This is a genomic window from Paenibacillus sp. PCH8 (genome assembly GCF_002968835.1).
Lineage (GTDB): Bacteria > Bacillota > Bacilli > Paenibacillales > Paenibacillaceae > Paenibacillus.
The window spans coordinates 507,699-532,356 of the sequence record NZ_PKQK01000004.1 but is presented as its reverse complement, the minus strand read 5'-3'; the positions used below and the strand labels follow the sequence as shown (position 1 = coordinate 532,356).

Here is a 24,658-nt window from a genome sequence, read left to right as displayed (position 1 = left end):
AAGATAACGCTTTCATAGTTACCCATGAAAATGTACTTTATACTTTGAAAAGTATATTGAGCCTTTCATAGATCATGAATGGCCTCTTCCTGTAGCGGTAGCTTGATCTGGATGTGTGTCCCCTCTCCCTCCCATGTCTGGATAGAAAACGAGAAACGGTCACCATAACAAAGTTTCAAGCGACTATACGCATTTTTCATGCCGACATGTTCTCCCATATCCGTACTCTGATCCAGGTAGCTCAGCAATTCCTCCAGTCTGGAGGATGACATGCCTATTCCGTTATCCTCCAGACGAATATGGAGTTGATTCTGCTCTGCGTTAACGAGAAGTTGAATCAAGCCCTCACCCGGCGTTGACTCAACCCCGTGAATGCTTGCATTTTCAACAAACGGAAGGATAACCATCTTGGGAATTCGATACAACAGTACCGCAGGGTCTGCTTCAATACGATATTGGAGTTTTTCACCGAAGCGGTATTTCTGAATTTGCAAGAAACTGTCGATCAGTTCCAACTCTTCCTTCACCGTCACCTCATGCTGATTCCAGCTAATCGACTTGCGGAACATTTTGGACATGTGGTGCACCATTTTGGCTGTCTCCTTTTCCCCTTTGATCAGGCTTCGCATGCGCACGGATTCAAGGGTGTTGAACAGAAAATGCGGATTGATCTGGCTATGAAGCGCATGAAGCTGAGCCTGCTGCTGTTTTAACTCCAAGTCTTTCTTCTGAATGTCCGCCAGATATACCTCATGGATCAGGTTATGGATCGTCTCGGTCATTCGGTTGAATTCCATCGTAAGCTGACCGATCTCATCTCTTGCATCCTCAGGAGGAATCGTCTGAAAGTTCTGCGTTTTTACTTTTTTCATATGTTTCAAGATCCGAACCAACCTGACATGAATCGATCTGGACATGGCTGCGATAATAATGGAAGGAAACACAAAATTGATGCAGGCAAGCCAGACGACGAAGGAGCGTGATTTCCGAACCTCCTGAAGCACAATCTCCTCATCCATAACACCTTGCAATGACCAATCTTCCAGATAGTTAATGCCCGCATACGTACGTTCAAATGGAAGTGTTTTTTCTGGAAATTGAATCTCGCTGTAACGCTCCCCCATGCGGGAACTCCCTATGTTCGGATCATTGGAGAAACGAATAATCCCCTTCGGATCTACCAGATATACGTTCCCGTCAAATCCGCTATTGCGAAAATGCTCCTTGATCACATCCATATTCAAGTCAATTTTCAGCAATTGTTCTGCACCGCCAGTATCCTGATTGTCGAGTCGCTGTACGAGACTTAACATCTGATCCGTTGCAATCAACACCGGATAAGGGACAGAGTAAGCCTGAAATTGTTTATACCAATTAGCCTTGCGAACCGCGTCGGTCAACCGTTCAATGTACCCGGAGGTCAAAATAGTCGGATTATCGGTGTACACTTGATACAAGCGAATTCCCTGGCTCAGCTGTCCAGAAAATTCACCTTTCAAGTATGAATTGTAGGCCTGAATATACTCAAAATGGCTGCCAAACGAACGGGACAACGTGTCGTTAAAGACAGGGTCAGCGTATAACGAATAGGACAATCCAACGCCCTGATCAATGGTTACTCGGAGGTCATTCTTCAGATTGTTCAGAGCGATGCCGGCATCACGGGTTTTCTGACTGCGGATATTAGCTGTTGTGACTTGATAGAATACTACATTCGTAACTACAATCGGAATGAACACGGACAAGATGTACATGAGCAACAGCTTATCCCTAAGCTTCATATAGTTCGGATTCCACCGGGTCATAGGACACCTCGTTGTCCATTTTCTTTCAGGAAATTACGATAGGCGGTAGGTGACATCTTAACGATCTTCTCAAACTGCGTTACGAAATAATCTGCATTCTGGAATCCTACACGGGCAGCAATTTCATACATTCTCAAATCGGTTTGACGAAGTAATTTCTTCGCCTCCTGAATGCGAAGGTTCAGCAGATATTCATTGAAATATTGGCTGTAGCTTTTGCGAAACAGACGACCAAGATAGACTGGATTCATATAGAAAAGTGCAGCGATGCTTTTGAGACTGATATTCTCCGTATAATGTGTATCAATATATCGTTTGATCTTGGTGATATCTCCTTTGGACTGCTCCAACCGCAGCTCGGCTATGTATTCTTCCGCTTCCTCCAGCGCAACCCAAAAAGCTTGCTTCAACAGTCGCAGATTCCACCTCTCATGACTTTGCTCTGCCAGTGCCTTTAAGCGTTGTAAACCTGAATCTGTACCACCCATCTCATGAACTACAGCCATTATTCCCGTTATGCAACGTAGTAGAGAGCCTGTGACAGCCTGAGGGGAGAAGCGGCGAACTTGAAACAGCTTGAACATGTCATCCACCATCGTATGGCAAGCAGTATGGTCCCTTTCCTCCAGACTTAGAATTACGGGATCAACGTCCTCCTGATTCACATTGAACACATACAGAGGTTTGTCCTTAACCTCTGCGTACTTCACAACTCTTCCATGTTCTGCATATTTGTGCCTGGCTGCTTCTTCTGCCTCCGTAAGAGACCGCGGAATATTCGCCATATCACTCACAAGTGTACCTGGATAAAGGCCAAAATCTACATTCAACTGTTCACTCAGCACCCTATCCATACGTTGAATCTTGTCTTCCACATTACGATTGGTGGGCTGTTCTTTCCATAGAAGCATCATGGCGAATCTGCCACGCTGCTCTTCTATAACAAATATATTGAAGTCATCATCCTCTAGTGTGTGAAGCAATTCACGAACTCGATGGAGAGTCACTTTTCTTAACTCCAAGCCCGTGTGAAGTTCTATCAGACCTATCAGCAGACCCGAATGACGATTGATCCCGAATACCTCCGCATACCGATGCTCATCTTCCTTTTGTACCTGGCCTTTGATCATGTCTTCCAGCATGATGTTGCAGACCTGTTCCTCTGCCAAGAGGATATGTTTTCTTTTATTACAAATCATCTGAGCCGACTTCTGTAACGTAGCTGTCATTTCTTCGTCATCAATGGGCTTCAGGATATAGTCATGAACCCCGTACCGGATAGCCTGCTGTGCATACTTGAAGTCATGATAACCGCTAATGATGATGAACACCGGCTCCAGATTCGGTAAATTCGCTACAGCTTGGATCAGCTCCAGCCCATCCAGAATGGGCATACGGATATCCGTAATGATTACGTCGGGTTGAAGATATTCCACCTGTTTGAGCGCTTCAAGCCCATTCTCTGCTTCTCCGGCAATCTCCATGCCAAGAGCCTGCCAGTCAATCAGCTCATACATCCCTTTTCGAACAAACATCTCGTCATCCACCAGCAATACCTTTAACATTCATTCCTCCCCTTCCCCAAACAAAAAACAAACTCCCGGTCATATTTTCCCTCAACGGAATCCGGTATGGCTCTTGCGTTACGTTACTATGAAAAAAGCCAAGCTACAACGCTGCTACAGAAGCTCCATTAGAAATCACTTGTATATATTGGATTAAATGTACCAGATTTCTTCCATTCTAAAGGTTGCTGTTTGCAATTTCATTGCATGAATCGCCAAATTTATTGCGCCAAAGTACAATCCATTCTGTTTATTAGGCAGAATTTATAAGATTTATTCGGAGTCAATCCAGCTTGTAATCCATTCTGCTTTTTTGCGTAACAAAAAGAGCGAATCCACCCCGATTATTGTCTGGGACGTTTCGCTCAAAATGTTCATAAGGAATTATAATTACTTCTCATCATACTTCAAGATCATTTCGATCTGGATTCACTTGTTTAATGCACTAATCCAGTGATCCAGAGCTACACCTACCTCTTCGAGCTGTTTTTCCTCGGTAATGGCAGGCTGATTATCACCTTTTTGCGTACCGTATGAGCCATACTGACCATGATTTCCACCTTCTATACTGACATAGGTCGTGTCTTCGGGCAGGTTTTCCTTGGCGGTCTCCCAGTCTTCTCTGTTAAGTACGCCGTCATCTGTGCTTGTGATTTGTAGTATGGACAAGTCCGTGTCCTTCAAGCTCCCTCCTTTATCGGCATAGGAAGCCAGGAAAAAGATTCCTTCCAGCTTCTCGCTGTGCTGGGCAGCATACCTTGAAGCAAATGATCCACCTAACGAGTGACCGCCAATAACAAAAGCTTCATCAGGATGTTCCTCGATAAACAGATCCGCCTTGTTTGGACCGAAAATGGCCAAATTTAATGGCATGTCCGCGATATATACCCGATGTCCCTGCTCTGCCAATCTTCTGGCAAGGGGTGAATAGCTTGCAGGTTCCACCAGACCGCCCGGATAAAAAATAATATTGGGCTCCGCTACCTCTGTACCCTTGGGTTCGAACTGATAACCACCTTTAATTGTGGTTATAGTGATCTGATCATCACTTTTCAGCGCCGCTTCCGCTCGTTCAGAAGGACTGTACGTGACCGATTGGAGATACACGAAAATTCCGACCACGATGACAACGATGGACAACAATGTCCACAGTATAATCTTTTTCCCTTTGTTTGTACGTTGTGCTGTTCTCAATCCTAAAACCACCCTGTCATGAGGCTAATATCAGCCTTTAATTCATTTCTCATAAATTATACTTACCGGTAAGTATAATTACAAGATGCTTTTGCTTACTATCTCTATTTGTCATAAAATATTCATGGAGTATGGATACGAAGCAAAGCTGATACCTGTTTCCTTCGTGGAACCCAAACATACTGATTCTGTATCAGAGGAGACCTTATATGAATATTCCCAGAGGCACCTATGGTTTTCGCTTCGCTGAAGACAAGGAGCTCCAATTGTGTGTACTATTTGCAGCCGGATGTGATTCAATAACGGAACCTTCTTACCGCTGGGATGGACTGGAACGTACGGATGGTCCTCTCCTGTTATTCCAGTACACGCTTTCCGGCGAGGGTGTATTTGAGTCGAATAACCGAATTCACCATGTCACCGCAGGACAAGCATTTTTGGCCGAGATTCCAGGTCCGCATCGCTATTACTACTACCCAGAATCGAAAGAACCCTGGGAGTTCCTGTTCCTGCTGTTTCGGCCTGCACTTATTTTGCCCCATTGGCGAAAATTTCTTCGTGAAGCAGGAGAAGTCCCCCAACTACCCGCTGATTGTACACCCATCCGATTATTACGGATGATCGTGACCGATGCGGCAGCTGGGAGAATCACCGACCCTCTGATCGCGTCATCTAGCGTCTACCAGTTCGTGACAGAACTGACGAGATTACAGAAGACCACGCTGCACAACCGGGAAAACTGGTCCGGGAACATACAGCAGGCAGTCGAATACATAGAAAACAACTACTCCAGAATGATCAGTATGGATCATCTTGCGGAGCATGTGTCTCTTTCCAAATATCACTTCATACGTCGCTTCTCATCCAGCACAGGCTTGACTCCAGGTGCGTATCTAACCCGCGTACGAACGGAAAAGGCGATGGAGTTGCTGCGCGGAACCTCGCTTAGTATTGAATTGATTGCCGAACAAGTCGGCTATTCCAGCGGAAGTTATTTTATCAAAGCCTTCCGTGGCTTAACTGGGCTCACACCCGGTGAATTCCGCAGCGGCGGCGAGAGTCTCGCCTATCGCAGACTGTTCTTTGACTAACCGCAATATATTGCTATCACACGATCAACATTACTGTAGATATTAATAATCTCCTTTATTATGATGGGTTTAACCAGAGCAATAATTTCAATTCATAAAGGAGCATTTTCATGAATCATACCCTTACAGCACCAACACCACCACTTGGCTGGAACAGTTGGGATTGTTACGGCGCAGCCGTCACCGAAGACGAAATCCGTGGCAATGCGGAGTATATGGCAGAACATCTGAAAGACTTCGGCTGGAGCTTCATCACGGTCGATATTCAGTGGTACGAACCTTCTGCTAACTCTTCACAATACCATGCCTTCGTTCCACTGATTATGGATGAATATTCACGTTTGATGCCTGCCGAGAACCGGTTTCCCTCTGCTGCGGATGGGCGAGGTTTTAAGCCACTCGCCGACTACGTTCATAGCCTTGGACTGCAATTTGGCATTCATATCATGCGCGGTATTCCGCGTCAAGCTGCCCATGCGGCTACTCCGATCCTGGGTACAACTGCGACCGCACGCGATATTGCTCATACCAACTCCATCTGTCCATGGAATACGGATATGTACGGGGTTGATAGCTCCAAAGAAGGAGCACAGGCTTATTATGATTCGCTGTTTGAACTGTATGCCTCCTGGAGTGTTGATCTGGTAAAGGTGGACGATATTGCAGCTTCCAGGCTCTACGACACTCATCAGCCTGAGATTGAGATGATCTCCAAAGCGATCGAGCGCTCGGGACGGCCCATGGTTCTCAGTCTGTCGCCAGGACCGGCTCCGGTGGAGTACTCGGAATATTTCGCTGAACATGCCAACATGTGGCGTGTGACCGATGACTTTTGGGACCGGTGGCCACTGCTGCTGGATATGTTCGATCGCTGCCGGACGTGGGAGGGCATTCCCAAGGCAGGCTGCTGGCCTGACTGTGACATGCTTCCTTTGGGACACATCGGTATCCGTTCTGTGGATGGTGGCGGAGCAGATCGCTGGACCCGGTTCACGCCAGATGAGCAACTGACGATGATGTCACTCTGGAGTATCTTCCGTTCTCCGCTTATCTTTGGTGGTGAACTGAGAGATAACGATGAGTGGACGCTGTCCCTGCTAACCAACCGTGAGGTTCTGCGTATGCACCGCGAGAGCTACGGAGCCAAAGAAGCATTACATGAAGGGGATCTAATCGTATGGACAGCAGGACATGCAGATGGCTCTTCGTATGTTGCTGTATTCAACATCGGTGAATCCCCACTTCAAGTGGATCTAATTATTGAGGAGATCGGCCTGTCGGGTATTACGAAAGGCACCGAATTGTGGAGCGGAGAAGTTGCCGTGCTCACAGAGAGATTATTATGCACCACTGTTCCTACACATGGCGTACGTCTCTACCGGTTCTCCTAGATGAATATATGATAATAAGGTCTGTCATTCATGACAGACCTTTTTCTTATTTCAAGCATTCTTATATTAGCAACAGCCGCTTCACTTAATGTATACTCCCGCTCCATTAATAAGCAAACGTTGCCCCTTTTGTAATCCACCTCGATCACGTAATCCCTGCAAAGCCAGAACCGTTATATCTCCCATGATCATTCTCCATTCGGTATAGACGTAAGTAGCTTACCCCGTGGTCCCCTTCAAACAACGAATACGTTGGTTATATTCTACGGTTCCAATGGATATCCGACTTTCTTGATTCTAGATATGCATACTCGTTCTTTGCTTATGTATTCTTTAGATTTTCTTCAGAATTACCCTCATTAATTCCTCAGTTTTTTTCATTATGATGTCTATATCAACTAGAGAGGAGGTAGAACAATGATCAGTAATACGATCTTGGAGCTACTTCATCAGTATGGTTATCTGATTTTTTATTTTGCCTTCTCGCTGGGGCCCTTCGGAATCCCCATCCCGAATGAGATTACGATCATCAGCGGTGCCATTCTGAGCCACACGGGTGTTATCCATTCATGGACCACATACTTCTGTATTCTATCAGGGCTACTAACAGCCATTACCCTGGCATACTTTGCAGGTAAAATATTTGGACCCAGGTTAAAACACAAATTTCAACATAACAAACACTTCATCAAGGCTGAACTCATGCTAAGTAAACGAGGTAATTGGGCGATGTGTATCGGACTGTTCATTCCACTCGTGCGGTATGTTCTCCCATTGGTCATTGGACTCAGTGGCATATCTTATCGAAAATTTGCTCTTGTTTCCTATTCCAGTGCCTTGTTGTGGACCATAACCTATTTTACAGCAGGCATTTACTTCGGTAGTCCCATTTTATCTGCACTTACCCAATGGAGGAACCCACATTGAAATCTAATGAGTATATCTTATTTCTGAAAAGCTTTCTTCGCAGTCCCAAATACGTAGGGAGTATTATACCCAGTTCCCGTTTTCTGGCCAACAACATGGTGAACCAAGTCAATTGGCTGGAGGTTAAAGCCGTTGCTGAGCTTGGATCGGGTACAGGTCCCATCACCCGTTATATCCACAAGCAAGTACAGGGTTCGACCAAAGTATTACTATTTGAGATGGATGAGACGATGAGAACTAATCTACGGACAACATACCCGAACTTCTCTTGTTATCCTGATGGAGCTCACTTGGTGGAATGCATGAAACAGGAAAAAATTCAGCAACTGGACTGTATTTTTAGTGGTCTCCCCTTTTTTAATTTCGAACCTGCATTGAGAGATACCTTAGTAGACCAAGTATATAAGGCGCTCAAGCCTGGAGGATTGTTCATTGCCTTTCAATATTCATTACAGATGAAAAAGATTCTTTCCGAGCGTTTTATAATTGAAAAGATACAGTTGGTGCCTTTCAACATCCCTCCTGCATTCGTTTACGTCTGTCGCAAAAAGGAAACAATTCAAACATGATCAACATTGTTTACACGGATGGTTAACCTACTATAGAAAAGGAGCTTTAATCCATGCATACCGTACTCGTTGTTGATGATGAACCGGATATCCGTGATGTCATACATGTCTATTTGCGAAATGAAGGATATCACGTTATTGAAGCAGCCAATGGTGAAGAAGCACTACATATCATGCAGAAAACATCGGTTCAACTTGTTATTCTGGATGTTATGATGCCCATAATGGATGGAATCAAGACATGTTTAAAAATAAGAGAAGTATCGTCCACTTCCATTATTATGCTATCTGCCAAGGAGGAGGACATTGATAAAATTACTGGCTTGACCACCGGGGCGGATGATTATATGACCAAGCCGTTTAATCCACTGGAATTACTTGCTCGCGTGAAAGCTCAATTACGACGTCAATCCTTGATAGGAAAAGCGGAATTCAATTCGCTTATCCTTATTAAGGATCTGCTTATCGATACAAATAAACATTCCGTAAAGCTAAAAGACAATGATATTGCCTTAACGCCTCTGGAATTCTCTATTTTGGTACTCCTTTCCAGTTATCCGGGACAAGTGTTCAGTTCAGAGAAAATATATGAAACCGTATGGAAAGAACCTTATGGGTATTCCGACAATACGGTAATGGTCCATATTCGTAATTTACGAGAAAAGCTGGAATTGAATCCAAGGGAACCTCAGTATATCAAAACGGTATGGGGAGTGGGTTATAAAATTGAATAATCCGTTACCGCAATTCAAGCAAACCAAAAAAATTCAGATTCATATCCTCAATCGAATGGTGATCAGTTTTGTCATTTCCATTGTTGCATCTGTAATGATTAATAATATCCTGATTACGATTGTTGCAAAAATCAGCGATGGGCTGGAATGGAACGGGCTTCTCAACATTTTCCCTTATATTCTGACCCCGATATTTATCTTGATCTTTACGTTTACCTTTTTGGTTTCTACACGAAAGATTGGTAGAGATCCCGTTTCATTGGAGCAAGGACTTCAACTCATATCCGAAGGCAATCTGGATTATCGGGTATCTGTTAATCGTCAAGATGAATTGGGGCGAGTCGCCTCCAATATCAATCATATGACCGAACAATTACAACAACTGATTGTGAAGGAACGTGAAATGGAGAAATCCAAGATGGATATGATTACGGGCATCTCCCATGACTTGCGCACACCGCTCACCAGTATAATCGGTTATATTGAGCTTCTAAGAACAGACTCCTTTCAAGACAAAGCGGAGTATGACCGATTCGTTCAGAACACCTATAACAAAGCAACACATCTGAAAAAGTTGCTCGATGATCTGTTTGAATACACACGTCTAACCTCTGTGGATACCCAATTGAATCTGAATAAGGTTAACCTATATCAACTGTTGGATCAGTTGCTGTTCGAATTTGAACCTTTAGCTCAGGAGAATGGTATTCATATCGAGAAAGAGATCGGCGATGCTCCAATCATGGCCTGTGTGGACAGTGATAAGATTGCTCGGGCCATCGATAACCTTCTCATGAATGCCCTGAAGTATTCCCTCAAACCGGGAACGATCTACATTCGAATGAATATTCGTCATGAACAGATTAGGGTTGAAGTCGAAAATATAGGAACACCGCTCACCCTTGAGCAAAAGGACAAACTGTTTGATCGATTCTATAAAGTGGATTATTCAAGGAGTAGCGAAGGTATTCAATCCGGTTCCGGTTTGGGGCTGTCCATTGCAAGGAATATTGCGGAGTTACATCAAGGAACGTTAACACTTCATCATACCGATAATGTATTTACGTTTCAGTTAAGCTTACCTGCACATATCAACAGTAAACATTAGTACGATGCTGGAGGAATCATCCATGAAAATATCTGAACCTCTTCTGTTCCTGCGAGGATTTCTTAAAAACCCCAAACGAGTAGGAAGTATCCTGCCCAGTTCTAAATATCTGGCAAGTAAAATTGTTCAGTCTGTTCGTTGGAATGACGTCGGAGCCATGGCAGAGCTTGGGCCAGGCACCGGTTCCATCACACGCCTCATTAAACAAAACTTACCTGCTTCTGCAACTGTGCTTTTGTTCGAACGAGACCCAAAGATGCGATATCATCTGAAGCAGGACTTTCCTGACTTCAACTTCCATTCCAACGCTTCCTCTTTGTTGAAAAAAATGAATCAAGAACACATCGATCAACTGGATTGCATTATTTGTGGTTTACCCTTTTTCAATTTTTCAAGAGAAATGCGAGGTCATATCCTTTCTCAGATGACGAAGGCTCTCAAACCTGAAGGCTTGTTGATCTTATACCAGCACTCTCTTCATATGAAGAAAAAACTGGCTGAGCAATTGATTATCGAGAACATTGAGTTTATACCCTTCAATATGCCTCCGGTCTTTGTGTACCATTGTCGCAAAAAAGAAGATACAGATGCAGGAAGCTGAAGGCTGAAAGGTGAGATCGTTAAATCGAATGATCTTCCATGGCTTGAATAGCCAGTTGGAATGCCTTAATCCTTCTTGCTAAAAGCGTACGTTGAGGGCTACCTGCTGCGGACTTAACATACATGCTCTCAAGGGAAGGAAATATCATATTAGCTAAGGCATTTTCCGATTTGCGAATGCTTGATTGAAAGGCTTTGATACATTCCCGTTGTTCTTCAAGTGACACGGCTTCCACTAGACCACCAACCTCTCTTTTGCAAGTATTCCAGGGAATTTCATTATAACTTGACGCGAGTCTTTTTTTGTAACAAAAAAAGCCGCGGAATAGCGGCTTTCAATAGGTACAACGTATTCGCCTACAGACAAGACTTTTGCAGATCAATACCAGGGTACCTTCTAAAGTACCTTTTCCAAGAAACTAATCGTCCGCTCATTCTTCGGATTTCCAAAGATCTCTGCGGGAGTACCTTCCTCGACGATATAACCACCATCCATGAAGATCACACGATCAGCTACTTCACGGGCAAAGCCCATTTCATGGGTAACGATCATCATCGTCATGCCTTCGGCCGCGAGGTCTTTCATGACACCAAGCACTTCTCCGACCATCTCAGGGTCAAGCGCCGAAGTAGGTTCATCGAATAACATAACGTCCGGATTCATGGCAAGTGCACGAGCGATAGCTACCCGCTGCTTCTGTCCACCTGAGAGTTGTGCCGGGAAGCTATCGGCTTTGTCTGACAGACCCACGCGCTCAAGTAACTGGAGTGCTGTATCACGTGCCTGTTGGGCATTTAATATCCCAAGCTCTCTAGGTGCAAACATGATGTTTTTTAGCACATTAAAATGGGGGAATAAGTTAAAATGTTGGAACACCATGCCAATATTTTCACGCGCTTTGTTAATATTGGTTGCGCTGTTATTCAAATCTTGGTCATCCACGATAACTCGACCAGCGGTAAGCTCCTCTAATTGGTTGATGCAACGCAGGAACGTACTTTTGCCTGAACCGGAAGGTCCAATGACACAGACAACTTCTCCTTCATTGACGGCCACATCAATTCCCTTTAACACCTGATTCGTGCCGAAACTTTTCTTCAATCCTTCAACTTTAATTTTAGCCACGACGAACCTTCACCTCCAGATAGTCAGCAATTTTGGTCAATGTGATAATGACAATAAGGTACATGACAGCAACGGTCAACCAAATGTCAAAAGAGGAGAACGTTCTCGCGATGACAATTTTACCCGATTGCGTCAACTCCACAAGGCCAATGACGGACAAGATCGACGTATCTTTCAGTGTGATAACCATCTGATTAATAAAGGAAGGGATCATAATCCGTATAGCCTGTGGGATGACAATCTTCATCATCGCTTTCCGATAAGGAAGACCCAGTGAACGAGCAGCTTCCATCTGACCACGATCAATGGATTGAATCCCACCACGAATAATTTCAGTGACATATGCACCTGCATTCAGACTTAATGTCAGAATGGCTGCCAGGAACAGCGGCATCGTGAAGCCCATAGCCTGCGGTATCCCGAAATAGATAAAGAATGCCAGAACAATCAAAGGAATTCCGCGGAATATGTCCACAAATACGGTGGCAACACCACGCAGGAATCGGTTATGTCCTACCTTCATGAAGCCGAATATCAAACCAATGATAAACGCGAAGAATAGAGAAACAATCGTGTATAAGAGCGTGTTTCCCAGACCTTTGAACAGTGCAGGAAGAGAGTTCTGTATTAACTCCCAGCGACCCATGTTGGCCGCAGTTGGAGCATTCTCCCCAAGATATACCTCAGTAATGCGTTTGTATTCACCATTAGCCTTGATATTCGCCAGACCGGTATTAAACATTTCCAGAAGCTCTTGATTTTTACCCTTGCTTACTGCAAATCCGTAGGGAGCCCCGTCTTCTTTAGCAGTAACAATTTTCAAACCGTTATTTTGTTTAACTCCATAAGCCAGCACAGGATAATCTTCGAAACAGGCTACGGAATTACCGGTTTTCACATCGTCATACATTTGGGAAGAATCATCAAACGGAACGATTGTGAAGCCATACTTCGAAGCTACGGACTCTGCAAAGCTGAACCCTTCTGTTCCTGTTTTCACCGCGACTTTTTTGCCTCGGAGATCTTCGTAACTTTTGATCGTGTCATTGTTGGCACTAACACCCATAACAACGCCCGACTCAAAATAAGTATCTGAAAAATCAAATTTTGCTTTTCTTTCATCTGTGATACTCATCCCTGCGATTACACCATCGACCTGATTGGCCTCCAGTGCCTGAACAGCTGCATTGAATCCCAGCGCTTTAATCTCATATTTGAAATTTTGGTCTTTGGCGATCGCTGCCAGCAAATCCATATCAATACCTACATAATCCCCATTCTCATCCTGATATTCAAACGGAGCAAATGTGATATCTGTACCGATTACGTAGGTTTTGCTTGAATTGGATTCTGCTGCAGCATTTCCTACCCATCCGGATAACCCCGCCACTAGGAGCAGCACTAGTGAAAGTATAAAAAATGAGATCTTCGTTGTTTTCATATGTCCTCCCCATCTCGGTGTTGTCCGAATCATCATTATTTTCTTGAAATCGTTACTGCTGTGGTGCTTATTTAAGATCTTTTGTACACTGTATTGTTATTATTTGCAGGATATTAACAATCAATGCTCTTTCTACCCACCTTCATCGTTTGTCTGTACATTGTTTTTCATCATCCAGTAAATATCCTTTTATACTTACCCTTCAGGTAAGCTTTACGAAACCCAAAATTACAGAATGAAACCAAAAAAATCAAAAAAAGCCGCGTTTCCGCGACTTTTTGTTGTACAGTTTTTTTATTTTCTATGAATTCGCTCGGCTTGTCAATACAATCTCGAACTTCGAACCAGCCTCACCAGCAAACACAATATATCCGTTCTCCGGTAAAATCATTTTATTTATCCCACTAACTACAGTGTGGTTGATAGCGACACCGGCCTGATTATACACGGCAAAAGCGCCGTTCACAGGCATTTTGACTGTCATTTCTTTGCCTGCAGCTGAAGCCGGAATCGAAAACCATGTAGCATAACCATTCGTTTGAATCGTTGTCTTCGATTGATTTCCTGAATAGATCGGTTTGATAATCTCTTGTCCAGCATATACGTTTCCTCCAGCGGTAACGTATTCCACGCCATTTTCCTCATAGAAATTGAACTCCATCGTGTCCCGACCCGCCACACCAGAAATCTGTAATTGGTTCAAGGCCTGGTTAGCTCCAAGGATCTTATTGGTATAGACATAACCCGGCAATTCATGGAATGTCTGAATAGGGATCATCGGCATAGCTGTATTGTACAAGGTTGACGTATACTTCTCATTGACCAACACATACGCTTTTCCTTCTCGCTTCTGCCATGCGGCCTTTACATCTTCAGATAATGGATTGGCTTCAAGCTTTTCTGCCTTGTATTCCGAAGAAGCGATCTGCCCAAGACCAGGAACGGACTGATACAAGCGAGACCACAAGTACGTATTCCCGTTGTCTTCCTGAACGAACTTCAACTTTTCCGTACCCGCGTCATTCACAAATGAGCCATCAGCAATGTAAGTGTACGTCTGAGCTGGACTATTCGGAGATGACAACATAGACATCGTTAACTTCCCGCCATCCTTCACTTCCAGCTTCATTAACATATTGGCTCCACCACCATATATACCTGTATGCTGTAATATTTCCTTGGGCATGCTTGCTGCCACAGGCTTCCCATGTGACTTTTCAGGCTTGCGCTCCGGGATGATATTCTTCTCTTCAAGTGCGCCAAGCAACAGTTCGGTCGCCAGCAATTGATCGGTTGTGCTCGAACCACCCGCAGAGGTTACCGCAGCAGCCATATTGTATTCTGGAAGCACAATTAATGAAGAGTGATATGTTATTGTATTGCCACCTTTAGTTACTGCTTTGATGCCGTAATCATTAAAAGGAAACAGGTTCACGCTGTCCCATCCCAGGCCGTAGCCAATAGACGAATCACTATCTGCCGGCCACATGCCCCTCTTGTATTCTTCTTGTCCCATCGCATCTACGGACTCTTGGGAAAGAACACCCTCAACCTCACCCGTGAAGATTTTCGAGAATTGAACCAGGTCTTCAGCGGTGGAATATATGCCTCCTGAAGCGATCATATTGGTGGTCTCAAGTGGAAGTGGTCCCTCCTGCGACGGGGAGTAGGTTGCTGCCATTTGGTTGATGTCTACCACATCCTGCGGTGTTTGGGTATGCTCCATACCCAGGGGTTCGGTAATATACCGGTGCATGAAAGCCGTGAAGCTCATGCCGCTGACTCTCTCGACCAGAATCTCGGCTAATGTAAAGCCATCATTACTATACACTGAGTATGCACCAGGATCTGCCTTTAGATTTTGCGTCGCCAATTGATCCAGTAACGTATCATGTGCATAGGTATCATTGTCTCCAAACAGTATTGAGCTGTTGCTTGACGAACCGAGAAGTCCAGATGAGTGATTCAGCAACATACGTGGCGTAATCTGCTCATAACGCTTGTCCTTCATCTTAAAATCCGGGATGTAGTTCACTACGGGTATATCCAGGTCAACCTTATCTTCTTCAACCAGCTTCATTACGGCGGTTGTGAGCAACATTTTGCTGGTTGAACCTATACCGTACATTGTATTAGAAGATAGAGGTATGTTGTTCTTCAGGTCATTTTTGCCTGCTTGACCGGAGATCACAATTTCCCCCTCATCTATCAGTGCGTATTGCACACTTGTCGTAGCGTATGATTCCGTGAGTACCTTGGCCTTCGCGGCCACAGCTTTTTGAGTTACGTCATACGTTAGATTACTGCCGTTGCTGGTAGCTGAAGCAGCTATGGCAGACATTGGAGCCATCATCGCCAATACCACAGTTATGGCAGCGATAGCAGTTCGTTTTTTCAGTGTCAATCTCATCTTCTCCTGTCTGATGTATGGATTAGGAATCTCTGTATTAGTACTCCCGTAGTGTAATCCATGAAGATGAACTGATCATTGCTTCAAAATGAACTGAAAATGAACCAGTCCTATACAATGAATATCCGTAGACAAAAAGCCGTTAGTATAGCATGGAAAACATCTTTTACATCTAACTTTACTTTGTTGTAATGTTGCAAAACAAACTTTTGTCATGATAGTATATCAATCAATGGAGTGTTGAAAATATTCAAAATATAATAAAAAAAGCAATCCATAATGTCAGCAGGAGCACTGGAGTTGATACCATGCTAAAAGTTAATCGAAATGACCATCGTCCCATCTGGCAGCAGCTTCTTGACCAAGCGGTTCACAATATCTCAACCGGAAAATGGCCGCCAGGCGAATTGCTACTTCCATCACGTGAACTCGCTCAACTTGTTGGTGTCTCACGTTCGACCATACAGATTGTCTACGAGGAATTGTTCAGCCGAGGGTATACAGTGACCTCACGGCGCGGCGGGACAAGGGTTAGTGATTGGACATATGCCCCTCGCTCTTCAGAGGATGTCGTAATTCAAGGACCTATTCCTCCCGAGCTGCCCTCATTAAACGATTCGATTGGTCATCTACATAGTTGGTTTGGGAACCATGATAACCGAAAAGTAGAAATTGATTTTAACCCCCACGAACCTTATATTGATGAAAATCTCACACAATCCTGGAAAAAATCGTTCTTACAGGCGTCCACTGAAAGCAATCTGGACATTTGGTCTTACGGCGATGCTAGAGGGTTACTGCCGTTAAGAGAGCAGATTCAACGTTATTTGTCACTTGAACGGGGCATTCATATTGATGTGGATCAAATCTTGTTAACTTCGGGCGCACAACATAGCATCGATTTAATTGCCCAGGGACTTTTAAATGAGGGAGATAAAGTTTCGGTGGAGGACCCCGGTTTCCCTGCCGCTTGGATGACAATGAAATATCGTCGGATGCAGGTCGAATCCGTTCCGGTCGATGAGCATGGATTATGTGTAGATAGGATTCACCCTCAAACGAAGCTCGTATTCGTCACGCCTTCTCATCAATGTGCCGTTGGCGTAATTATGTCGGAGCCACGCAGGCAACAATTAATGCACATGGCTGCTCATCATCGATATTGGATCATTGAGGATGATTACGATAGTGAATTCAGGTACCGTGGAGATCCACTTCCGACCCTATTCAGTCAGCAACCTCAGAATACGCTTTATATGATGAGTTTTTCCAAGATGGTTGCGCCTGGTATTCGATTATCAGCGATCATTGGACCACGAATAGCCATCGACCGGCTCACCCAAGTTCATGAACTGACCTATCGTCATCTGCCGATTATGGAACAATTAACGCTAACTCATTTTATCGAACGTGGTCATTTTATGCGTCACATGAGAAGAGTTCGGAACATCTATCGACGCAGACATGAAGTCATGACAAAAGCCATTGTTGCTTCCGGGCTAAGTTCACGATTTACATTAAGTGGAGTGGAAACGGGATTGCATATGCTTCTTGAATCTGAAACTTCATATGACGAGCAAGCCATGACGAATGCTGCTCTTGATCAAGGCGTTCGTGTGTACCCGCTTAGTAAATATTGTCTGGAAAGTAATCGAAAAGGATGGATTTTAGGTTTTGCGAAAGTGGATGAGCATCAGATTGAGGAAGGCATATATCGATTTGCCAGAACGGTAAGCACAATATGAGCCTGCAATGGTACCTGTGAAGGCCATTGCAGACTCTCTATGAATCTGCTGTCGGAACTATTCAAGTTCTTCATACAGAGGGAATCGCGATGTGATTTCGCGGGTACTGCCCAATATATGATTTTTTACCTTCGAGCTCTTTGGATTTTTAAAAGCAAGTCCTATAAGCTGAGCAATTTCTTTCATTTCTCCAGCGCCAAGTCCTCTGGACGTCATGGCCGGAGTCCCAAATCGAATACCGCTCGTGACTAACGGACTTGTCGTATCATGAGGGATTGTATTTTTATTCGCCGTAATTCCTACTTCTTCAAGTATGGCTTGTGCTTCTTTGCCTGTAAGCCCAACGTTTCGTAGATCAACCAACATCAAATGATTATCTGTTCCTCCTGATACAAGGGTAAGCCCTTCATTGATCAAGGTTTCGGCCATGACTTTGGCGTTATTCAGAACCTTCTCCATATAATCTGTAAAATCGGATTGCAACGCCTCACCGAATGCGACGGCTTTTCCCGCGATGACATGCATGAATGGTCCACCCTGAGTTCCCGGGAATACGGCCTTGTCGATCGCCTGTGCCCACGGCTCTTTGCACAAGATGGCTCCTCCTCGTGGTCCTCGTAATGTCTTGTGTGTGGTCGTGGATACAAAATGCGCATGCGGCACGGGGTTCGGATGCAATCCTGCTGCGACAATTCCTGCGATGTGCGCCATGTCTACAAAGAAAAGGGCTCCCACTTCAGCAGCAATTTGGGCAAATAATTCAAATTCAATGGTTCGCGGGTATGCACTTCCACCTGCAACGATCATGCGTGGACGATACTTATAAGCAAGTTTGCGGACTTCGTCAAAGTCAATACGACCCGTTTGTACATCGACACCATATGGAACAAAGTTATAGAATCTGCCAGAAAAATTAACCAGACTTCCGTGGGTTAGATGGCCGCCGTGGGATAGGTTCATACCAAGGATCGTGTCCCCAATCTCAACCGAGGCAAAATATACAGCCATGTTAGCTTGAGCACCAGAGTGAGGCTGAACATTCGCATGTTCAGCACCAAAAAGGGCCTTCAGACGGCGATTGGCAATATCTTCGACCGTATCGACATGCTCACATCCGCCATAATATCTTCTTCCCGGATACCCCTCTGCATATTTATTCGTTAATACCGTACCCGTGGCTTCCATCACAGCTTGACTCACAAAATTCTCTGACGCAATGAGTTCTATGGTATTCCGCTGCCTTACAAGCTCTTGTCGGGTAGCCTCCGCAACGAATTTATCTTGCTTCTCCAAATATTTCATAAACATCTTCCTTTCGATATGTTAGTTACGCATTGGGTGCACGTTTTTTTTGGGGAAATGTGCTATTCATCAGCAGATGCGCTATCATTCCTGCAAGCAGTCCCCAAAATGCACCACCGACACCGAGCAAAGTCACATTCGCTGCTGTTGCCAAAAACGTAATTAGTGCAGTTTCACGTCCCTTAGGGTCCGTTAATGCGTTCGCAAGACTGCCACCAATGGTTCCAAGTAAAGCCAGACCCGCTAATGTGGCAATAAAGGTAGCAGGTAGAATCAGAAACAGAGCAGCCAAGGTTACGCCAAAAATACCGACAAAAATATAAAAGACGCCGCAAGCAATACCAGCGATATACCGTTTAGTTGGATCTTCATGCGCATCTTTCCCTGTACATATCGCTGCTGTAATGGCGGCCACGTTAAATGCATGTGAGCCGAATGGAGCGGCAAGAAGTGAACCCAGACCTGTTACAGCCAGAATGGGATTAGCACTCGTCTTGAATCCGTCATTACGCAACACAAGCATTCCGGGCATATACTGTCCCGTTAACGTAATAATGAATAGCGGCAACGCAACGCCAAGTACAGCATGTAACGAAAACTCCGGAACAATAAATACCGGTGAAGCGATCGCCAATTGGATCGTGCTGAAGTTTGTTTTGCCCATGAAAATTAAATAGATCAACCCGATTGTCAATATGCCAACAATAGCGTAACGGGAAGTAAACCGTCGTAGCACGATATAGGCTGCAAATAGTACAATCACAAGCAAAGGGTCAACCTTCGCGCCTGCAAAGGCCGAGATACCAAACTGTAGTAGAATACCTGCTAACAATCCAGAAGCGATGCCTGGGGGAATAAGTCGAACGAAGCGTTCAAACATGCCTGACATGCCCAAAATAATAAATCCGACGGCTGAAATCATATAAGCTCCAATAGCTTCCGGGTAAGGGGTTACCGCTAGTGCAGATACGAGGAAAGCCACGCCCGGTGTAGACCACGCTGTAATGATCGGTTCCTTATATCGATAACTGAGCCATATGCCCGTAACGCCTACGCCAATCGAAATGGACCATATCCAGGAAGCCGTCATTTCCGGGCTTAAACCAGCAACTTTTGCTGCCTGAAAAACAAGAATAAACGTACCTCCGTAATTCACAATAACGGATATTAAAGCGGCTATGACTGGCGATATCAAATCGCGGCCACGTAGCGATGTGGTTAATGTCTTCATTTTTAAAACCTGCCTCTCACCTAATCATTCATGCGTGTATTTTCATTCCAGTAGTATTCATCAGGTAAGTAACGTGGGCCAAATACACTTGTCCCGACACGAATGATTGTAGCTCCTTCTTCAATCGCGACTTTGAAGTCACCAGACATGCCCATCGATAGAATATCCATTTCTACGCGTGGCATGTTTATCTCTTTTATTTGATTACGGATCTGGTTTAACAATCGAAAACAATGCCTTGTTTCATCATTCGTCGCATTCAGTTTACCAATGGTCATTAGCCCTCTTACATTCAACGTCTCGAATTGCGACAACTGTTCTACGAGTTCTACTGCTGTTTCTGGAGATGCTCCAAATTTACTTTCTTCATATGAAGTGTTAATTTGCACTAGAATGTCCATAGTCTTATTTTCTTTGACAAGCTGGTTATGTAAAGCCTGCCCTAGTTTCAAACGATCCACAGAATGGATGAGTGTCACATATTTCACAACATCCTTCACTTTATTCGTTTGAAGATGTCCAATAAAATGCCATTCCACCTGTTGAGATTGTTCCATAAGCGGGAATTTGTCCCTAAGTTCCTGAGCTTTATTTTCTCCGAATAACTTCTCACCTGCTTGGATAGCAATTTGTAATTTCTCAAGCGGTACCGTTTTGGTCGCCAGCAACAGCTTGACATCCTCGATGTTGCGCCCTGAAGCCTGGCAGGCCAGAGCGATTTGCTGTCTTACTGATTTTAGATTTTCTTCAACCAGATGCTCCATGTCCATACCTTCTTTCTATTCCTCATCGGAATGCAGGATTGATATTCGCCCCTCCTTGTGTACTTGTGAATACGGTGTAGAACGTTATGCCAGTATATCAACCTATGGATTGTTAATATATATCCAAAAACAAACGTTTTGAGCAATCCAAAAGAAATTAGAAAGTTCATGACCGACTGATGTTGCACTTCCTTTTCGCCCCAAATAGAAAAAAAGCCGCTAGTTAGCGGCTTCGTTGACGATTTAATTATTCGCGTTTTCCTTGGTCACCAGCTTCAATTCAGCCGGAATCGATTGTTCTACCTGCTTGCCACCCAGTACATCCAGAGCAGCTTGCACGGCCAACTGGCCAATCAGTACAGGCTGTTGAGCAACCGTAGCTGTCAATTTTCCATCCTGAATGGATTTAATTGCATCATCATTGCCATCGAATCCGATGACCGGAATAGTTTTACCCGAGCTTTGAATCGCTTCAATCGCACCGAGTGCCATCTCGTCATTATGGGCAAAGACGGCTTGCACATCAGGATTGCCTTGCAACAGATTTTCCATTACATTCAATCCTTTGGACCGATCGAAATCGGCAGATTGTTTGGCAACCACGTTAAGTTTCTCGTCAGCCACTTCATGGAAACCTTTCCCCGCTCTCTTGTTGCGGAAGCGCCCGGCACACCCTCAAGTTCGATGACTTTGGCTCCTTCACCCAGTTGTTCAACGAAGTATTCCGCTGCCATGCGTCCGCCCTTCACATTATCGGACGCCACCAATGCTGCCACTTCGCCTTTGTCTGCCGAACGATCCAGCGTAATTACGGGAATGCCCACACTGTTGGCGGATTGAACCGCCGTGGAGATCGCTGCGGAGTCCGCTGGGTTAATCAGAAGTGCATTGACTCCCTGCTGAATGAGATCATCTACATCATTGGTTTGCTTGGCTGAATCGTTCTGCGCATCAACCACGATGACCTGTATTCCCTGTTTTTTTGCTTCAGCCACTACCCCGTCCTTCAGTGATACAAAGAATGGATTGTTCAGTGTAGAGATCGACAGCCCGATTTTCTTAGGTCCGTTACTTCCAGTGGCATCAGGTTTCGCCCAACCCGGTGGTTCCAAGGAGCATCCGGCCAGAACAATGATGATCATCAGACTTACGAGTGTTAAAGTCCACTTTTTCATATTCGCTTCTCTCCTTATGCTGTTTTCTTGCGGTCCAGTAGGACGGCAATGGCAATTACGATGCCTTTTACAACCATTTGGTAAAATGAGTTTACTTGTAGCAAGTTCAATCCATTATTCAACACGCCGATAATCAGAACACCGATCAGTGTACCGACGATTCGTCCGCGTCCTCCAGCAAGGCTTGTTCCACCCAATACAACTGCTGCGATCGCATCCAGCTCATAGGATGTACCTGCCGTTGGTTGTGCTGAATTCAAGCGCGAGGTCAGAATTGCACCTGCCAGAGCAGCGAGCATACCTGTCAGGGAGTAAATCATGATTTTCACGCGGTTTACTTTGATACCCGAAATAATGGAGGCTTTTTCATTTCCACCGATTGCATACGTTTTGCGGCCAAAAGCTGTTTTATGCAGGATGATCCACAGAATGACAAAGGTAATCAACATCGTGATGGCAGGCACTGGAATACCAAGCAGATAACCCCGTCCGAACAATTGGAAGAGCAGGCTATCTCCGAGTCCTGTAATTGGATTACCATTCGTGTACACAAGCGTTAATCCCCTGAATATCGTCATGGTCGCCAGTGTGGCGATAAATGGTGCCATTCTGCCTTTAGTAATCATGAGTCCGTTCACCATACCCATAACCCCACCGAGTGCTACCCCGATAATGATGGACAAGATGGGATCTAGACCAGATAACATCATATTGGCTACAAAAGCGCTGGATAAAGCCAGAATTGAGCCAACCGACAGATCGATTCCGCCCGTCAGAATAACAAAAGTCATACCGAAGGCAATCAGCGCATTAATCGAAACTTGACGTAATAGATTCAAGATATTAAGCGGTTCCAAGAAGCTTGGATTCAATATGGATACGATGAGAATAAGAATGATCAGACCGAGTAACGGTCCCAATTTTTGTGTCACGGTTGAGAAACGGAAGCCGCTTTTGGCGGTTTTGTTATCCTGCATAGTTGTCATATCACTGTCCCCCTGTGGCCAATGTCATAATATTTTCCTGTGTTGCTTCTTCTCTTGCAAGCTCACCACTGATATGTCCTTCATGCACAACTACAATCCGGTCGCTCATGCCGAGCACTTCAGGCAGTTCTGACGATACCATGATAATGGCAACGCCGCGGTCCGTCAGTTCATTCATGAGCTGATAGATTTCCCGCTTCGCTCCAACATCGACCCCTCGTGTAGGTTCATCCAGAATAAGTACACTTGGACCGATCCCTACCCATTTCGCAATAACGACCTTTTGCTGGTTACCCCCGGACAGATTCCGGGCTGCCGTTTCCGAAGATTGTGTTTTGATCTGCAGACGTTTGATCAGCGTATCGACGAATTCCTGTTCTTTGGCAGCCGAGATGAAGCCCTTGCTTGAGAAGCTGAACAGATTCGGCAGCGCCATATTCTCCCGAATGGAGAAATCCAACACCAAGCCCTCATCCTTGCGGTCTTCTGTAATAAAACCAATTCCGTGTTTGACCGCGTCTGCTGGTTTACGAATGTTCGCCTTTTTGCCCCGGATAATGACTTCACCACTGTCCAGCGCATCCAGACCAAAGATAGCTCTCATCATCTCTGTCCGTCCTGAACCCATAAGACCTGAGAAACCGAGTATTTCTCCCGCTCTTACAGTGAAGCTTACTTGATTGAACAAGCCTTTGATGCTTGCATCCCTAACTTCCAGAGCCACTTCTCCATAAGATGGGTTTCGAACGGGATAACGCTCGGTAAGTTCCCGACCCACCATTTTTCGCACCACTTCATCAAAGCTTGTCTGTGCAATAGCCTTGGTATCTACCGTTCTGCCATCGCGCATAATGGTAATCCGGTCACAGATCGTAAATATCTCCTCCATGCGGTGAGAAATATATACGATGGACACACCGTTCTTCTTCAGCGAGGCAATCACGCCAAACAACTTTTGAATTTCACGTTCAGTGAGGGCTGCCGTTGGTTCGTCCATAATGATGACCTTGGCATTCGTCATTAGCGCTTTGGCGATTTCAATCATTTGTTGTTGCCCGACAGAGCACTCTCCCGCAGGACGGTCCAGTGGAATCTGCACGGATAATTTGGCGAATTGCTCTTCGGCAAGCGCTTTCATATGTTTCGTATTAAGCAATCCGAGGGAAGACGTTACTTCCTTGCCGATGAAAAGATTATCTAACACCGTCATTTCAGGCCAGACGTTCAGCTCCTGATGGATAAAAGTAATACCCAGCTTCTCTGCTTCCTTCGGGCTTGCAAAATAATTTTCTTCACCGTCTATGATGATGGTTCCCTGATCGCGCTGATGGAGACCAATCAGAATGTTCATCAACGTAGATTTGCCGGCTCCGTTCTCCCCATCAGGGCATGGACTTCGCCATCTTTCAGTTCGAAATCCACTCCGCTCAGCACCTGATTGGTGCCGAATGCCTTATGAATATTTTGCATCTGAATGTGCATCATATAACCTCC

The 24,658-nt window shown here is 44.8% G+C and carries 19 protein-coding genes and 2 pseudogenes; 8 read left to right on the top strand and 13 right to left on the bottom strand.

The features are described from left to right. Positions 1-65 precede the first annotated feature (65 nt). The 3 genes from C0Q44_RS23920 to C0Q44_RS23910 form a co-directional block, all read right to left on the bottom strand. Positions 66-1,805, bottom strand: coding sequence for a sensor histidine kinase (locus C0Q44_RS23920; protein WP_105409708.1), 1,740 nt, complete (start codon positions 1,803-1,805; stop codon positions 66-68). Continuing rightward, complete coding sequence (locus C0Q44_RS23915) at positions 1,802-3,370, bottom strand: response regulator transcription factor (RefSeq protein WP_105409707.1); 1,569 nt, start codon at positions 3,368-3,370, stop codon at positions 1,802-1,804. Before C0Q44_RS23915 ends, C0Q44_RS23920 begins: the two co-directional genes overlap by 4 nt. Positions 3,371-3,799: 429 nt before the next feature. Next, positions 3,800-4,564 (bottom strand): alpha/beta fold hydrolase, encoded by a 765-nt coding sequence (locus tag C0Q44_RS23910; RefSeq protein ID WP_105409706.1) that lies wholly within the window; start codon positions 4,562-4,564, stop codon positions 3,800-3,802. 209 nt (positions 4,565-4,773) lie between these two features. On the opposite strand from C0Q44_RS23910, the gene C0Q44_RS23905 reads away from it, so the two are divergent. The 7 genes from C0Q44_RS23905 (at position 4,774) to C0Q44_RS23875 (ending at position 10,985) form a co-directional block, all read left to right on the top strand. Then, a complete protein-coding gene (locus tag C0Q44_RS23905; protein WP_105409705.1) occupies positions 4,774-5,655 on the top strand; it encodes an AraC family transcriptional regulator in 882 nt (293 codons plus the stop codon). 110 nt (positions 5,656-5,765) lie between these two features. Then, positions 5,766-7,046, top strand: coding sequence for a glycoside hydrolase family 27 protein (locus tag C0Q44_RS23900; RefSeq protein WP_105409704.1), 1,281 nt, complete (start codon positions 5,766-5,768; stop codon positions 7,044-7,046). Positions 7,047-7,463: 417 nt separating this feature from the next. After that, positions 7,464-7,973: a DedA family protein gene (locus C0Q44_RS23895; RefSeq protein ID WP_105409703.1), complete on the top strand. Its 510-nt coding sequence runs from the start codon at positions 7,464-7,466 to the stop codon at positions 7,971-7,973. Then, positions 7,955-8,542 carry a class I SAM-dependent methyltransferase gene (locus C0Q44_RS23890; RefSeq protein ID WP_181151151.1) on the top strand — a complete coding sequence of 196 codons (588 nt, stop codon included), beginning with the start codon at positions 7,955-7,957 and terminating at the stop codon, positions 8,540-8,542. The genes C0Q44_RS23895 and C0Q44_RS23890 overlap by 19 nt, the downstream gene beginning before the upstream one ends. 53 nt (positions 8,543-8,595) lie before the next feature. After that, positions 8,596-9,276, top strand: a complete 681-nt coding sequence (locus C0Q44_RS23885) for a response regulator transcription factor (protein ID WP_105409701.1) — start codon at positions 8,596-8,598, stop codon at positions 9,274-9,276. A 55-nt stretch (positions 9,277-9,331) separates the two neighbouring features. Then, positions 9,332-10,384, top strand: coding sequence for a sensor histidine kinase (locus tag C0Q44_RS23880; protein ID WP_374955144.1), 1,053 nt, complete (start codon positions 9,332-9,334; stop codon positions 10,382-10,384). Positions 10,385-10,406: 22 nt separating this feature from the next. Further along, on the top strand, positions 10,407-10,985 hold the full coding sequence (locus C0Q44_RS23875; protein WP_105409699.1) for a class I SAM-dependent methyltransferase: 579 nt from the start codon (positions 10,407-10,409) through the stop codon (positions 10,983-10,985). 19 nt (positions 10,986-11,004) lie between these two features. Here the strand turns inward: C0Q44_RS23875 and C0Q44_RS23870 are convergent, their stop codons facing one another. The 4 genes from C0Q44_RS23870 to C0Q44_RS23855 all read right to left on the bottom strand — a co-directional run bounded on the left by C0Q44_RS23870 (position 11,005) and on the right by C0Q44_RS23855 (position 15,961). Then, positions 11,005-11,211, bottom strand: coding sequence for a hypothetical protein (locus tag C0Q44_RS23870; RefSeq protein WP_374955141.1), 207 nt, complete (start codon positions 11,209-11,211; stop codon positions 11,005-11,007). A 170-nt stretch (positions 11,212-11,381) separates the two neighbouring features. Continuing rightward, positions 11,382-12,110 (bottom strand): amino acid ABC transporter ATP-binding protein, encoded by a 729-nt coding sequence (locus C0Q44_RS23865; RefSeq protein WP_105409697.1) that lies wholly within the window; start codon positions 12,108-12,110, stop codon positions 11,382-11,384. Beyond that, entirely contained in the window at positions 12,103-13,551 is a 1,449-nt protein-coding gene (locus C0Q44_RS23860) for an amino acid ABC transporter substrate-binding protein/permease (RefSeq protein ID WP_105409696.1), read from the bottom strand. The genes C0Q44_RS23865 and C0Q44_RS23860 overlap by 8 nt, the downstream gene beginning before the upstream one ends. Before the next feature lie 301 nt (positions 13,552-13,852). Next, positions 13,853-15,961, bottom strand: coding sequence for a serine hydrolase domain-containing protein (locus C0Q44_RS23855; RefSeq protein WP_105409695.1), 2,109 nt, complete (start codon positions 15,959-15,961; stop codon positions 13,853-13,855). A gap of 308 nt (positions 15,962-16,269) precedes the next feature. Between C0Q44_RS23855 and pdxR the strand changes: the two genes are divergently transcribed. Beyond that, on the top strand, positions 16,270-17,706 hold the full coding sequence (pdxR, locus tag C0Q44_RS23850; protein WP_105409694.1) for a MocR-like pyridoxine biosynthesis transcription factor PdxR: 1,437 nt from the start codon (positions 16,270-16,272) through the stop codon (positions 17,704-17,706). A 57-nt stretch (positions 17,707-17,763) separates the two neighbouring features. Here the strand turns inward: pdxR and C0Q44_RS23845 are convergent, their stop codons facing one another. The 6 genes and pseudogenes from C0Q44_RS23845 to C0Q44_RS23820 form a co-directional block, all read right to left on the bottom strand. Next, complete coding sequence (locus C0Q44_RS23845) at positions 17,764-19,008, bottom strand: serine hydroxymethyltransferase (RefSeq protein WP_105409693.1); 1,245 nt, start codon at positions 19,006-19,008, stop codon at positions 17,764-17,766. A 25-nt stretch (positions 19,009-19,033) separates the two neighbouring features. Then, complete coding sequence (locus C0Q44_RS23840; RefSeq protein WP_105409692.1) at positions 19,034-20,239, bottom strand: benzoate/H(+) symporter BenE family transporter; 1,206 nt, start codon at positions 20,237-20,239, stop codon at positions 19,034-19,036. A 20-nt stretch (positions 20,240-20,259) separates the two neighbouring features. Next, a complete protein-coding gene (locus C0Q44_RS23835; protein WP_105409691.1) occupies positions 20,260-21,003 on the bottom strand; it encodes a YggS family pyridoxal phosphate-dependent enzyme in 744 nt (247 codons plus the stop codon). 243 nt (positions 21,004-21,246) lie between these two features. Further along, positions 21,247-22,178, bottom strand: a pseudogene (gene rbsB, locus C0Q44_RS23830) (ribose ABC transporter substrate-binding protein RbsB). A gap of 14 nt (positions 22,179-22,192) precedes the next feature. Further along, complete coding sequence (locus C0Q44_RS23825; RefSeq protein ID WP_105409690.1) at positions 22,193-23,164, bottom strand: ABC transporter permease subunit; 972 nt, start codon at positions 23,162-23,164, stop codon at positions 22,193-22,195. A gap of 1 nt (position 23,165) precedes the next feature. Then, positions 23,166-24,646: pseudogene (locus C0Q44_RS23820) on the bottom strand (sugar ABC transporter ATP-binding protein). Positions 24,647-24,658: the final 12 nt, after the last annotated feature.